The organism is Rhodohalobacter sp. (assembly GCF_034521535.1).
GTDB lineage: Bacteria > Bacteroidota > Rhodothermia > Balneolales > Balneolaceae > Rhodohalobacter.
Genome location: NZ_JAXHMF010000006.1, coordinates 344,380 through 357,570 on the forward strand (window position 1 = coordinate 344,380; position 13,191 = coordinate 357,570).

A 13,191-nucleotide genomic window follows, 5' to 3' on the forward strand; every position below is an offset into this window, starting at 1 on the left:
AAGACAGGCTGAGAATCTGCCATCACAAAGTTTGGCCCCTCGCGTTGAATAAGAACGCCTGTTGGGACATCATAAGTAGTCTTCGTCCGGTATCCCAATTCATTGAGTGTTTCTGAGACAAACAGCTCGTGGCTATCGTAGCTAAATGTTGTCGAAGGGCCAAGCTCTTTTACTTGCTCCGGTTTTTGAATGGAAAGTAGATTGCCTGTTTCGGTATCATAGGCATAGTTTGTTGCGGCAACATCGGAATCGTTCTAGATGATATTTAAATTGATCCGGTAGCCCTGTACTGTTATCTGAAATGCATGATCTCATATCCCGTTTCGACAAAATTATTACCAATGTTTCTGACGTTATCTCTTTTTTCACGAATTCGAATTCGATAATCTTCAGGATCAGCCGGGGAATTATAACGAATGTCATACTCGTAGTCGGTGCGGCGATCGCCTGTCTGAGCCGTTTCACCCAACATTTCAAGCTGCTGAAGATTGAGGAATTGACGAGCGCTTTGGTTGAATTGCCAGGACTGTTCCACGTAGCGGACGTGGTCAGCTGTTGCAAGCACTCTGTTCCGCTCATCCCCGAATCACTCGCAGTGCAAGTCTCAGTAAGGACGGGAAGAGACTGATTGATGCGGTCTCCAAAGAGACTCTCGTGGAGCCAATCCTTCCTGACAACGCGATGCAATTGACCGTCAAGAAAGGTCTTGCTGCTCGATAAGGTCGGCGTGCAGTCCTTCATAATCGTACAGCTTACGGATTTGCTTCGACGTACCGTTCGAGTAGTTGGATGTTTGGATGTTTTGGGAGAAACCGGCGAATTGGCTTCTTTCTTTGTAATCGGAATGGACCGCCATTGAGTTGTAGTTGGGCTGCTGCGTAGAAGAATGGGTTGTTGTTGCGGGTGTTTCAAATCCACCTTCGACAACGCTCTTGCTTACGACCCACCTTGGAGTCGGCATTGTATTGCCTGACCCACCCCATTGTACTACTTCAGGATTACTGGAAGACTTATAGAAAAAGTTGAGCACCTTCCCGCGACCATTTGTCACTCGACTTAGCAGGTCGGGAGCCGCAGGCAGACCAGGGCTATTCACATAGGTCATCGTCGGACTCGTACTACCCCCCCCAGGGGCATGCCATTGGGCCAGATCAGCAAGCCCATCGCCATTGGCATCCGTGAAGTCATTGACGATATGCCAGTTGCCGACGAAGTCTTCAGGCTCCCATTCCGCGGTAAAAAGTCGTTTACTTAGGCCCCATTTTTCGGGATACAACAAAGTAACGGTTTCACCAAAACGACCACCCAGGTTAAATTTCGCTTTAACGCTACTTGTCTCGGTGATGGAAGGTCCACCCTCAAACCAGATCATATCCAAGAGGCCGTCGGTATCGAGATCTATTAGACGGCGTTGATACCCTTGATTCCCGTTCCTCAAAGTACCGCCAAGGACAAATCCTTCGCATTCGGTTTGTACCTGTTCCAGCGCGGTATTGCCGTTTAAAGGGTTCTCCAGACTGTCGAAGCCACTGCCGGTGTTGCGATAGCTGAATAGGTGACGATGACGATCTGGAAACCGATCATCGGACAGGCGTACAACAAGATCGGCTAAACCGTCGCCATCAATGTCGCGCAAGCCAATCACGGTGGAGCGTCGCAGGAAGAAATCCTCATCGCAACTCTTTTTTCCCAGTAATCTGAGTCCAGAGTCGCCTTAGGAGCATTCCAAATATGGGCATCATCCGTTTCAGGAAAGGTTCCGGTGCCGTCACCAAAGTAAACCTTCCAAATCACAGCCGTTCTGCAAGTAGTAACGTTATCCGGGCAAGGCCCAAGCGTCGTGGGTTTGGTGTCGATGGCATCCAGGAACCCATCTCCATCCGATATCTGAAGAGAGTGGGAACGCTGTAAATGGATTTTTGTCGACAGATCCAGAGCGGCCTCGCTTGCGGCTGGAGGTGGAAGATTGACAGGGCTGAAGGACTTTGATGGCCCTTTGATTCCTAAAAGGTTGATTCGGATCACCTGTACCTGGGTAGACACGCCATAGGAATCGTTCACCACTACCTTTTTTCTGATTCTAATGAGGGTGTAATCCCTGAAATTAGCATCCTTATCTAGCTCTGAAGAGAACATTCAGGATTTTCAGGAGTATTTGTTGTCCAGGGTTCATAGCTTCCAAAAACATCGCGACGTCGCCCATACATTGGTACTGCAGCATCCAACTTACCGTCACCTGTGTAGTCCATGAAATTATAGTTAACATGACCTGGAGCCAATACATGTTCGGAAGTACCATCCCCCGGAAATACTGTTACAGATCGATAGGCAACTTGGCCGCTCAGAGTGCATCCTTCTTTACCATCAAATACATTTTCAGCGTTTCCACGCCATTCATCATACCAAGCGGCAGTTGGTAGCGCCGATTTACGGTCCTTTTCTTCGAATGATCCACTGTTCAATCCCTTGTTCCAAACCAGAGTACAGACACGGTCTTCTTTGATTACCGAAACGCGATCTTTTATACCATCACTGTTTATATCTAGAAGAGTAGCCTTAAGACCTCCTAAATAAGGTGCATTAATTCCCTCTTGCCCAAATCCTGGCACTTCTTTCAGTGAATTCTTTATAGGATTTTCATGAGGAATATTAGACAGAGGCAGCGATAGATCGAGCCTGTCATTGTATTCAAACTTAATAGGAGGTAAGATAGTCACACTACCATTAATGTCGTACGCCTTGATGTCAATCTGAGTCAAATAGCGGATGGGGTTCTGGATACAACGGACTGTTTCCCAAAGGGACTCGTTGGATATTTCAGCGCCTTCATTTTTAGGTGCTTCAATTATCAGATCATCGTTACCCAAGGACACCTGCAACTTGAAAAAATCCAACATCTTCGGGGGCTTCATTTTCCTGATTTCCATCTTCAGGTGTTGGATCCACAACTTGGACTTATCATAAAGTACAGAGTTTTCTGTTTTGTAGCTCAGATCGACCTGCTTTACGGAGACTCCAGTCGCTAGTCTGTGTGTCGCGAACAAGGACTCTGATGGCATTCAATTTTTGCGCTCCGGTTACCTGTTTGTTGCCTCTTCTATAGGCGGCGCCAATTGGAATATCAGACTCTTCACAGTACTCAAGAAGAGCATAATCAAATTCGACTTTCGCATAAGGTAGAAGGCTGGCTCCTTCATTCTCGGAATACTCAATTGCAAGAAGACTCTCCCCCAAATAGCGATCACCTCTAAAAATCGGTGCCCAAGAATAAGTAACGGCATTACCGAAAGGATCAACCTGACGAGTAATATTCCAAACACCTCTAACAGGTGCACCAACAACATGTTCAAAATGGTGACGTACGCCATCCGGACTTAGCGCAATCCATTTCGAAGAAGTGCGGTCAGACTGCCCGTTATCTACCAAAAAGATGCGTGTGTTAGAATTATCAAACTGAACTCGGTAGGCGGTACTCTGTGGATATGGAAGGCATCCGGCACTTCAGTAAGACGGCCGGAAACACTACCCAGGCTAATTTTGTACTGCAGGCCTTCTGCTGCTCCAAGGGTACTGTCTACCTCGATAGAGGGTTGTTCAAAATTCCAGCCAGCGGCAATACCCCCTCGTAGTGGTAAATTGGATGAATATCGTAAGATCAGTGATGGAGCCATCCCATTGCGACCTGGAGGAATATCGATCAGGACGGAATAGGTGGCACCACCGTTTTGGTCGGAAACGCCCAGTCACCAGAGTTATAGGTGGTACCCTTTTTGGAGCGGATTTGAATGAAGGTGTTGCCTGAAAGGATCTATAATCCGAGACATGCAAGTTCAATCCTGCAAGATTGAGTAAAATAAATGCCAGGATAAAATATTTATATTTAATTGCATGATTCGGTTTTGCCATATAAACTGAGATAGCCATTGATGATCGATAGGTGAACTGAAAAAGTTTATTGCAAAACTTTTCATCCACCATATCCGGGCTGGCAGCAATATGTCTCCGCGGGATGTTGATCGGTAGATTTAACAATGATCTTGACATAGTATACCCTAAATATTTTGGTTCATTTTTTCGAATCTTCTTTCTTTTTAATTTAAACGCTTTTCATTACTTACTCTCACCTGTTTCTTATGGGAATGGGAAATAAATAACTTGGCAATAAAATTATAGTCACCCCATTGCTTCCTAGTAAATTCCATCCTTATGGATACGATTTTCAAACCACCTGAATTATCTTGGTAGTTTCACTGGTACTTGGAGAGTTTTAATCATGATTATATATTTAAGAGTTGATATTGACATTCCTATTAAACCTGGTTTGAGATACTTCTTCTCTACACTAATAATCAATCTATCTGATAACTTCAGATGGGGAACATATATGGAAATCAACCTCATTGACCTCCGGCAGGAATCCTATTGACTTGTTATCTGTCTGAATGCAACATAGTAGATTCCCGTGATTCAGTCTTTTCTCAGAAGCCCAGAAACTTTACTTCATCAGCCCAATCTTCTTCCGATATTCAATGGGACACGTCGTATTCGGCCTTAAACGTTCCGCTGATGTGCAATAAATTGCTAAAGCCGCAATCAAAGGCGACCTGACTAATTGTTTTGATCCCGGTCTGTAGCATACTTTGGCCGTATCACTGCAATCGCAGCTTAAGCAATATGATCCCATGTTTGTTGGTTATGAGAGTTAATAATAAGTTTTAAAAGAAAAACCGGACCAGCCGGTTTTTCTTTTACTTTTTATATGTATAAACATTAATTGAAGGCTTTATTTTTTAGGTTGAAGTTGAGAGAAAGTACCCATAAGGCCACTTCATCTCCCAAACCCGGCCTAAATCACAGGCAAAACGAAAATGAAGACTCTCCCCAAATCCTCGAGTTGTGCATTTTCATTCGCAGCCTGGCTGAAGCTGTTAAAACTTCGCGACTGATCCATCGGAACGGCAGTGGAAGAAAAGAATGTAAATTCAGTATCGTCTCCAAGCACATGTGCAAGTACAGTCGCTGCGGCATTACCCAATGCAGCATGAGTGGATGGATAATCCGGTACGGGAGGAGTAACTTCAGCTGGTTCCCAATCGGAGTCGCCCACTGTCGTAGAATTTCCTTGATTCTCTGCACGAATAGCGGTGTAGGGTCTCCAGAAGTTGTAATAATATTGGAATCAAATCCGGCAATATAAGAATCTGCTGTAGCTATATTAAGCAGTGCAAAAAGCCGGGCTGTAGTCACCAGATCAAGATTTTTATCCTCAGCTACAACCCTGGCTATTTTATTCCAACCCAATTCAGAAAATTCATACCAAAATTTTGCAGAGAATGATTGATCAACTGTCCGATCGGTACTATTCAGCTCTCCAATCATTTTCACCTCTTCAAAATCATCAGCATAATGCTGGCTGGCAAGTGCAGGAAAAGGTGGTATTCTAAACTGATCCGGATTGTTTAATGCAAAAGGCGGTAGGTCTTTCCAAAATTCAGCAAATACAAATTCAAGGGGAGGCACTGCCTGGTATACACCCGGTTCAGTGGAGAAATCTACAGATCCAATAGGATCTTGATAAGCACCATCACCCTCCCTTAAAGCAAGAATGGCCTCCGCTGCAGTTTTCCCCAGTTCTAATCCAAATGTTTTTCTCATATTGCCTTTAACTGGTTCCAGTGTTTCTGCCAGTCGATCGTTCAGCAGCACTTCTTGATCAGGTAGCTGATCGAGCAGTACTGCATGAGCAGCCGCTGCTACGGCTGCAATCGGATCGGCAGCGGGCTTCATTCCTTCATATACATAGGATTCATATTGCGGTGATATAGCATTTAGCGCATCGATGCATGGCAATGTGCATCATAGCATGAATGCGGGAACTCATCAGTGCATTAGGATAGGTAGGCCCTCCCATAGCTTCGACTGCGATATTGTTCCAGTCCAAAATCACCTGGTTGGAATAATTTTTAAGCTTACCCAAATTTGAATCTTTATTTTGCGTGTGAGATTCAAGTCCATCATCTCATTGCAGGAAATCAAGAGGGCCATACAAATACAGGTTAGTAAAATGATTATATTTTTCATGGTTTTTGGGATTAATTTTCTAATTAAAGTTATTGATCAACAGATATAATATGTCGTATCAAGCCGCCTATTTTATGAATAACAGAATCCATTAGTATGGATTAATTTCCATTACTAATAAGACAGATGAATACGATTAAGTTATGTCAGCTAACCGAATGTAGTCATTAGACAGGCTTTGAACTTTTCTTAAAAGCCCAGAAACTTTACATATCAGCCCAATCTCTCCGGTATTCAGATGGGGACATGCCATATTCGGCCTTATACGTTCTACTGAAGTGCGATAAGTTGTTAAAGCCGCAATCGAATGCGATCTGGCTAATTGTTTTGTTCCCGGTTTGCGAGCATACTTTCAGCTCTTTTTAAGCGCCTCTCGTAAGCCATTTTCCGGGCGATGTTTGATAGTGTTTTTTAAAGTCTCTCTTAAAGGTAGATAAGCTCCGATTGGCAATTTTTGCAAAATCCTGAATATTTAAATCGTAAAAGTAATTCGCTTCCATCACTTCCCAGATGGGAGTCTGAAAGTTTTCTGCCGTTCTCAGGATATACGCCAGCAGGTGTTTGTTTTCAGGGTGGGAAAAGACATTAAATAGCAATTCCTTGAATTTATTTTCCAGGACGTTATCGGGTAATGTTTTTTTTTCAATGATGTAGGGTATAAAACTTTTGTAGCTATTTTTGATATGCTCATTTATCGAAAAGGGTTCAATCATGACTTTATTCGGTTTCGGCAAATCTTCCAGCGATAAATGCGGCCTGAATTCCTCAAACAAAGATCGAAGATAGTCGTCTTTCAGATAGAATATGAGCACATCCCATCCCTCAGAGACGGATGGTAATTCCTGTACAAAAGCACATTTTTTAACAATTAAGCCCTGATCCGGGTTGGCCACATGTCTGTTACTTCCCTGGTTAATAATCCGATTCCCGCTTAACGTAAAATCGAACTGGATATATTTGGAATAGAGCTGCATCAGCCTTTCCTGCTGCGGACAGGTGTAATGCAGAAACAGGGTGTCTTTCAGCGAAAATTGCTGAAACAGTTCCGGATTCGATATTTGTGCTTCATAAAGATCCATGATATGGGCGCGTGAAGGTTGGCATAGCACCAACTGATTATCAAAACATCTTCCTGCGAACTCCTCTATTCGGAAGAGTTAAAATAAAATGGAGAATTCGAGAATCATTTCAAAGTTTATACGCTAAAGTAACCTCAATGATGATGTTGAGAGGTATTTTAAAACAGGTTTTAAAGAAGTGCTCTTGTTTTAAATGGTTTACTCTCTGATTCTAAGATATAAGTAGCTACGAAAAGGTGAGTTTTTGGATACTGAGTGGCAGTAGATTTTAGTTGTAGTTGTATGTCTTCATTTTCTATTTGGACCTGTTTGAAGGCGAGTACTTAGACCACCATTTTTCATCATCTGTTCTGACAGGAATATGTGTTACATGAGCGGTTACAGCTTTCCATTCCCCATCAAATTTCTGCATTCCGTACGTGAAGGAACCTGAACTTCGAATGGTATCCCCGTTTTCCACTAAATGCTCATGGTCGAACTCAACCAAATAGGATGCTGCGTCTCTTGAATGCACATGAATTTTGTGGTTCTGCAGATCCCATTTCAACATTTCCTCCCAGCCATCTTCTCCTAAAATATCTTTCCAGACTCCATCAGCTGTTAAGTAATCTCCCCAATAATACCCATCTCCAAACATGATGAGATCCTTCGAATAGAACGTCATTACGGATTCATAGTCCATGTTTTCCAAATCAGAAGCATGCTTTTCGGACCGTGTAATGATCTCGTTTTTTATTTGTTCAATTTCATCGATAGATAATTCTTTGGATTGTTGACTACAACCAAGCATCAGGAAAACAGCTAAAAAGATAAATCCCTTCATAATTATAAATTTTTGAATTAATCGGCCGGCTTAATATTCAAATTCACACTGAAAAAATTATCCGGATCGTATTTGGCCTTTATTTTTGCAAGGCGTTCGTAATTTTTACCGTAAGCGGATTGCACCAACTCGTTTCCTTCCTCCCCGAAACCGGGAAATTGGGATACATACCAGTTCCCGGAATAGGGTTTCATCTCATCCAGAACATTGCGCGACCATGCGATCACTTTTTCCGAGTCGGCGGGGTCGTCCCAAATGGAATCAACACTCAGCAGAAATGACGTATCACGGCTGCCGAAAGCTGTATCTTCCGCAGGAATCCTGTTCATTTCTCCCCCGTAATGCCAGATCGCCATGAGCATGGAAGGCACGGGACGCTCTTTTCCCTTTGAAATGATCGCTTTTATCACGTCATCATCAAGTGAGCTGAGATCCGTTGACTTGAAATAGTAATTGCGCTCGTTTTTTGGAAATACCCAATCGAACATCGTTTGTACCACTGCAAAAGGATATTGTCCGCTCATATCAACAACCGGTTCACCGATCTCCCTGAGGGGCTGGAGCACCCGTTGCCCTTCATCCGGATCACCGGAGTACATTGCCGGGATGCCTACAATACTCTTGCCCCGTGCTTCTTCCGGGAAATCCTCAACATCAGGTATAGACCAAAGCAAGGCCTCTGAGCTTACTTCGTCAGGTGAAGAAACCATAAAATCCCGCCAAACCGATAGGACTTTTTCGGCCATTTCAATCGGATACATGGGCAAACAAAACATGACTTGAGGCCCCACTTCATGGAGATTAAATTCGAAGCTTGTGACAACCCCAAAGTTTCCGCCACCGCCCCGTACTGCCCAGAAGAGATCTTCATTTTCATGTTTGTTCGCTGTCAAAACGTTTCCTTCTGCGGTCACAATCCGAACAGAGCGAAGGTTATCACAACTGAGTCCGTGTTTTTTCCGAAGCCTTCCCAGCCCGCCGCCAAGCGTGAGGCCCGCAACACCCGTGGTAGAAACAACTCCGCCGGGAGCTGCCAGCCCATAAAGCTGAGTTTCCCGGTCAACATCGGCCCAGGTTGCTCCTCCCTCTACAATAGCCGTTTTTGAGTCCGTATCTACGTATACTCCCCGCATATCCGAAAGGTCAATGACAAGTCCATCGTCAACCATAGCCAGTCCTGCCACATTATGGCCGCCGCCGCGAATGGATACTTGCAGATTATTTTCCCGTGCAAAGTTCACGGCGTGAATCACATCGGATGTTCCCCTGCACTTGACGATCAGTTCCGGATATTTGTCAATGAGTCCATTCCAAACCTGCCGTTCTTGATCGTAGTTTTTGTCTTCAGGTGTTATTATATCTCCAAGGAGGGTATTATTGAACTCTGTGATTGTTTTTTTCTCCAGCATGTGGCTCCGGTTTTTAATTAAATACGTGAAAGGTGTTAAAATTCATGACCATACCAAGGTATCATCATCAATGTAACCGAATGTACTCATTAGACAGGCTCTGAACTTTTCTTAAACGTTCAGAAACTTTACTTATCAGCCCAATCTCTCCGATATGCAGATGGAGACATGCCGTATTCGGCCTTATACGATCTGCTGAAGTGCGATAAATTACTAAAGCCGCAATCGAAGGCGACCTGGCTAATCGATTTATCCGTAGTTTCTAAAAATGCTTTAGCTCTTTTCAGCCTTCTCTCAGTAAGCCATTTTCCGGGAGATAGTTTGATAGTGTTTTTTAAAGTCTCGCTTAAAGGTAGACAAGCTTCGATTCGCAAGATTGGCAAAATCTTCGATCTTTAAATCGTACATGTAGTTCTCTTCCATCACTTCCCATATCGGGGTCTGATGGCGATCTACGATTTTCAGGATATATGCACAGGATGTGTTTGTTTTCGGGATGGGAGAAAATATTAAAAAGTAACTCTTTGAACTTATTTTCAAGGAGGCTCTCCGGCAGCTGATTTATCAGTACCAAAATAGGGGAGAAAGCTTTCATAACAACTCCTGATTTGCTCGTCAATCTCAAACATCTCGACCATCTCCTTGTTCGGTTCAGGTAAATCAGTCAGGGACAGATGCGATCTGAACTCGTCAAATACAGAACGGAGGTAATCATCTTTCGCGTAAAATGCCAAGGTGTTCCACCCACTATAATCAGGTGGCAGTTCCTGTAAAAAAGCACATTTTTTTAACAGTCCTCCTTTTCCGGGACTGTGTACCCATATTTGATCACCATGTTTTTGAACCCTTTTCCCACTTAAAGTAAAAAGTACCTGGGTATACTTGGAGTAGAGCTGCACGATTTCATCCCGCTGGGGACAATTGTAGTGTAAAACCAGCGTGTCCTTTACAGAAAACTGCGGAAAGAGTTTTGGATTCTTTATTTGTAAATCATACAGATCCATATTCTACTCAATAAGTTGCGAAAGAAATATCAAACGATTCAGTGCATTGTAAATTTACAATTACATTTATTTGAAATATTTATAACAAAATGAATAATCGAAATTTAATTTCAAAGTTTATGAACTGCCATACTCTCATACTTGGCTTTAAAAAGGTGATGCATTAAAACGTTAGCACTCTTGACGCTCTGCTTTACATTATTAAATTGGCACCTGCGATTTGCATAATTTGACAGGACTTCTCATTTATAATCTTCTTTACTATTATCAGCTATGGAAATATTAGGAATCGATGTTGGCGGATCAGGTATTAAAGGCGCAATTGTAGATACCGTGAAAGGTGAGCTCATCACAGAACGATATCGTATTCCTACACCAAAGCCGGCTACACCTGATGCGGTTATCGAAACCATTGAGGCTATCATTAATAATTTTGACTGGCATGGGCCTGTAGGCTGCGGTTTTCCGGCCGCGGTAAAAAATGAGATCGTTAAAACAGCTTCAAACATCGACCATTCATGGATCGGAATAAATGCCTCAGCCAGAATAGAAAAGAAAACAGGCTGCCCTACTCATCTTGTAAATGATGTGGATGCCGCAGGCATTGCAGAGGCAGAATTCGGTGCCGGAAAAGACCGTTACGGAACGATATTTATGGCAGCCTTCGGAACCGGAATCGGGACGGCTGTTTTTCACAATCAGCAATTGGTGCCGAATACAGAGTTGGGGCACATCCCATTGAATGGCATGGTGGCTGAGGATTATGCCGCAAATTCCATCCGGGAGAATGAAGGGCTGTGTTGGAAGACATGGGGTAGACGGGTGAATGAATATCTTCAGCTCATCGAATCACTCCTTTGGCCCGATCTTATCATTATTGGCGGTGGCGTAAGCAAGAAATTCAACGAATTCGAGTCTTATATTAATGTAGAATCGACGGTAGTACCGGCTGAAAGCCGTCAACCATGCAGGAATTATTGGTTCCGCGCTGGCTGTTAATTCAAGCCAAACAAAGTAATCTATAGCTGCTATCTTTCTTTAAATATCAAAATCCTGTAGTTGTAAAATCAACCTTGATCTGTTACAATAAAAGGTTTTGTAGATTTTTTCCCTGTTTTTATACTGCAAACCCGAGTGCTTAAATGATTCTCATGGTTCACATTTAATAAGTAAACCTATTTCTTCTGAAAATACCTTCAGTAGTTGGCTAACTGAATAATTTGCAAAGCTCTAACTTATTGCTAGATTAGCATATCCAAACACAAACTAACTGAGTAAAAAATGGAAATTTTAGCTTATATAGTCGGTCTAATCTGTGCAATCTATGTCATTGTTGAAGTTTGGTCTAAACAGCCTGGCATGGGAACCGGAGAAAAAGTCTTATGGACAGTAGCTGCCCTCTTCTTTAATATTCTGACTGCTATTGTTTACTATTTTGTAAAAAAGGCGTAATAAATGATTCGGTCTATTGGTTACACTGAGATGTAGCCGTTTTTCACAAGTGAGCCGATCTTGTATGCTAAGGATCATCTTTCATAAAATATTATTGAAACCGGTGAGCCCGACCATTACATCATTCATTTTCAGACTCTGTAATAATGCCGGTAAAATTATTAAATGAATATCCGATTCAATGCCGAAACGGATTTTTCATTTCATTAATACTGATGCTGATTTTCTCCTCAGGCTGCACATTAACTTCTAATCCGGAAAATTCCGGTGGAGAAATCATAGCTATTCCCAATGGCCCCTGGTGCGAATTTTCAATATCATCTGACGGACGCTGGCTTCAGTTTATGGGTGATACTTCCAAACATTCTGATCCGGAGGCTAATAAAGCATCTCACCAAAGGGAAACTTATTTAATCGATCTCGAAAACGATCAAAAGTATTTCATGGAGCCTGACACGGATGTTCAGAGAAAACTTGCAGAGGGCTTTGGGCCTGACGGATTGGGCTGCTTCAGTTCGGATAACAAAACACTCAATTTTACAACGGTCGACTGGAAAAGCGTATCCGAAAATCAACAGAGTGACGGTCAGGTTGAAGATAGCGGATCACCACAGGCACGGATCTCTACACCATCAAGGCAAGGGACACGCTACCACTACAGTGTGGATTTGACAAGAAAGCCTTTTGTATTACGAGAGAGTAATGAGATAACCTGTGCAGATCGGTCTGAACCTGTAAAGCCGGATATAAGAGTTGAAAGACCGTCTGAAAAGCAGATTATAATCTATGCCAATGATGGACGCCGGCTAGCAACTCATCGTCCAAAGGGACTTTTGGGGAACACCATCAGTATCTGGAACCTGAATGACAACCAGTGGGAAATGGATTACTCTCTATCACCGGATGGGAAAAGACTCGCCTATCGGATCAGTGAACGTGGATTGATGGGTTTTTCAGCACCTACAAGTGGTTATTTAATAAACCTATATTCTGATGAAACCTCTGATGCAAAATTTTTAGGCGCATCGATCTACAGCATGGAGTGGGATCCCTCAGGAAATTTATACGCCTGTACCAGCCACAGTAAACACAGGAGAGTAATCGCCCGCTGGACACCTTAACCCAAAGAGTTTCCTTCTTCAATGCAAATTCCTAAATCCTTGTGATAAATAAGAATCAAACTGAGGCTCAAAGTAAACCTCATAAACCGGCGTAAATTCTAATTCCGCATCTTTACAATCATGATACGCCGGAATTTAAAAACTGTCCCTGCCATTCTGAGCTTAGAGAGAAACTGCGCGAATCGTCATACGAAGATATCTGGTTTGATTTTCACAATTTCA

Annotated in this window: 17 protein-coding genes; 3 read left to right on the forward strand and 14 right to left on the reverse strand. The window is 43.0% G+C overall.

From position 1 onward, the window contains the following. Positions 1 to 292: 292 nt before the first annotated feature. The 14 genes from U5K35_RS13905 to U5K35_RS13960 form a co-directional block, all read right to left on the reverse strand. A complete protein-coding gene (locus tag U5K35_RS13905; protein ID WP_322572097.1) occupies positions 293 to 565 on the reverse strand; it encodes a hypothetical protein in 273 nt (90 codons plus the stop codon). A gap of 129 nt (positions 566 to 694) precedes the next feature. Continuing rightward, the gene (locus U5K35_RS13910; RefSeq protein ID WP_322572098.1) at positions 695 to 1,636 is read right to left on the reverse strand and encodes a toxin TcdB middle/N-terminal domain-containing protein; all 942 of its coding nucleotides are present in this window, start codon (positions 1,634 to 1,636) and stop codon (positions 695 to 697) included. Between the two features lie 5 nt (positions 1,637 to 1,641). Continuing rightward, a complete protein-coding gene (locus U5K35_RS13915; protein WP_322572099.1) occupies positions 1,642 to 2,061 on the reverse strand; it encodes a hypothetical protein in 420 nt (139 codons plus the stop codon). A 56-nt stretch (positions 2,062 to 2,117) separates the two neighbouring features. Then, on the reverse strand, positions 2,118 to 2,927 hold the full coding sequence (locus U5K35_RS13920) for a hypothetical protein (protein ID WP_322572100.1): 810 nt from the start codon (positions 2,925 to 2,927) through the stop codon (positions 2,118 to 2,120). Positions 2,928 to 2,958: 31 nt separating this feature from the next. Beyond that, positions 2,959 to 3,426: a hypothetical protein gene (locus U5K35_RS13925; protein WP_322572101.1), complete on the reverse strand. Its 468-nt coding sequence runs from the start codon at positions 3,424 to 3,426 to the stop codon at positions 2,959 to 2,961. Next, positions 3,420 to 3,743, reverse strand: coding sequence for a SpvB/TcaC N-terminal domain-containing protein (locus U5K35_RS13930; RefSeq protein ID WP_322572677.1), 324 nt, complete (start codon positions 3,741 to 3,743; stop codon positions 3,420 to 3,422). The genes U5K35_RS13925 and U5K35_RS13930 overlap by 7 nt, the downstream gene beginning before the upstream one ends. A 1,108-nt stretch (positions 3,744 to 4,851) precedes the next feature. Beyond that, positions 4,852 to 5,787, reverse strand: a complete 936-nt coding sequence (locus U5K35_RS13935) for a hypothetical protein (RefSeq protein WP_322572102.1) — start codon at positions 5,785 to 5,787, stop codon at positions 4,852 to 4,854. Positions 5,788 to 6,287: 500 nt separating this feature from the next. Beyond that, positions 6,288 to 6,437, reverse strand: a complete 150-nt coding sequence (locus U5K35_RS19800; RefSeq protein ID WP_416221651.1) for a helix-turn-helix domain-containing protein — start codon at positions 6,435 to 6,437, stop codon at positions 6,288 to 6,290. 6 nt (positions 6,438 to 6,443) lie between these two features. Continuing rightward, positions 6,444 to 7,160: a hypothetical protein gene (locus U5K35_RS13940; protein ID WP_322572103.1), complete on the reverse strand. Its 717-nt coding sequence runs from the start codon at positions 7,158 to 7,160 to the stop codon at positions 6,444 to 6,446. 295 nt (positions 7,161 to 7,455) lie between these two features. Beyond that, on the reverse strand, positions 7,456 to 7,983 hold the full coding sequence (locus U5K35_RS13945) for a DUF4440 domain-containing protein (RefSeq protein ID WP_322572104.1): 528 nt from the start codon (positions 7,981 to 7,983) through the stop codon (positions 7,456 to 7,458). 17 nt (positions 7,984 to 8,000) lie between these two features. Next, a complete protein-coding gene (locus U5K35_RS13950; protein WP_322572105.1) occupies positions 8,001 to 9,392 on the reverse strand; it encodes an FAD-binding oxidoreductase in 1,392 nt (463 codons plus the stop codon). Between the two features lie 128 nt (positions 9,393 to 9,520). Beyond that, positions 9,521 to 9,775, reverse strand: coding sequence for a helix-turn-helix domain-containing protein (locus U5K35_RS19805; RefSeq protein WP_416221644.1), 255 nt, complete (start codon positions 9,773 to 9,775; stop codon positions 9,521 to 9,523). Then, positions 9,687 to 9,932, reverse strand: a complete 246-nt coding sequence (locus U5K35_RS13955) for a helix-turn-helix transcriptional regulator (protein WP_322572106.1) — start codon at positions 9,930 to 9,932, stop codon at positions 9,687 to 9,689. Before U5K35_RS13955 ends, U5K35_RS19805 begins: the two co-directional genes overlap by 89 nt. Next, positions 9,929 to 10,396 (reverse strand): hypothetical protein, encoded by a 468-nt coding sequence (locus tag U5K35_RS13960; RefSeq protein WP_322572107.1) that lies wholly within the window; start codon positions 10,394 to 10,396, stop codon positions 9,929 to 9,931. Before U5K35_RS13960 ends, U5K35_RS13955 begins: the two co-directional genes overlap by 4 nt. A 273-nt stretch (positions 10,397 to 10,669) precedes the next feature. Between U5K35_RS13960 and ppgK the strand changes: the two genes are divergently transcribed. The 3 genes from ppgK to U5K35_RS13975 all read left to right on the forward strand — a co-directional run bounded on the left by ppgK (position 10,670) and on the right by U5K35_RS13975 (position 12,969). Beyond that, positions 10,670 to 11,395 (forward strand): polyphosphate--glucose phosphotransferase, encoded by a 726-nt coding sequence (gene ppgK / locus U5K35_RS13965; protein WP_322572108.1) that lies wholly within the window; start codon positions 10,670 to 10,672, stop codon positions 11,393 to 11,395. A 282-nt stretch (positions 11,396 to 11,677) separates the two neighbouring features. Next, a complete protein-coding gene (locus U5K35_RS13970; protein ID WP_322572109.1) occupies positions 11,678 to 11,848 on the forward strand; it encodes a PLDc N-terminal domain-containing protein in 171 nt (56 codons plus the stop codon). Between the two features lie 146 nt (positions 11,849 to 11,994). Beyond that, on the forward strand, positions 11,995 to 12,969 hold the full coding sequence (locus U5K35_RS13975; RefSeq protein WP_322572110.1) for a hypothetical protein: 975 nt from the start codon (positions 11,995 to 11,997) through the stop codon (positions 12,967 to 12,969). Positions 12,970 to 13,191 lie beyond the last annotated feature (222 nt).

What these genes read in the sequence shown, in the direction of transcription:
- U5K35_RS13920 (WP_322572100.1), bottom strand. Translation starts at nt 2,927, where the DNA reads ATGGAAATCAGGAAAATGAAGCCCCCGAAGATGTTGGATTTTTTCAAG.
- U5K35_RS13935 (WP_322572102.1), bottom strand. Translation starts at nt 5,787, where the DNA reads ATGAAGCCCGCTGCCGATCCGATTGCAGCCGTAGCAGCGGCTGCTCAT.
- U5K35_RS13940 (WP_322572103.1), bottom strand. Translation starts at nt 7,160, where the DNA reads ATGGATCTTTATGAAGCACAAATATCGAATCCGGAACTGTTTCAGCAA.
- U5K35_RS13945 (WP_322572104.1), bottom strand. Translation starts at nt 7,983, where the DNA reads ATGAAGGGATTTATCTTTTTAGCTGTTTTCCTGATGCTTGGTTGTAGT.
- U5K35_RS13950 (WP_322572105.1), bottom strand. Translation starts at nt 9,392, where the DNA reads ATGCTGGAGAAAAAAACAATCACAGAGTTCAATAATACCCTCCTTGGA.
- U5K35_RS13960 (WP_322572107.1), bottom strand. Translation starts at nt 10,396, where the DNA reads ATGGATCTGTATGATTTACAAATAAAGAATCCAAAACTCTTTCCGCAG.
- ppgK (WP_322572108.1), top strand. Translation starts at nt 10,670, where the DNA reads ATGGAAATATTAGGAATCGATGTTGGCGGATCAGGTATTAAAGGCGCA.
- U5K35_RS13970 (WP_322572109.1), top strand. Translation starts at nt 11,678, where the DNA reads ATGGAAATTTTAGCTTATATAGTCGGTCTAATCTGTGCAATCTATGTC.
- U5K35_RS13975 (WP_322572110.1), top strand. Translation starts at nt 11,995, where the DNA reads ATGCCGGTAAAATTATTAAATGAATATCCGATTCAATGCCGAAACGGA.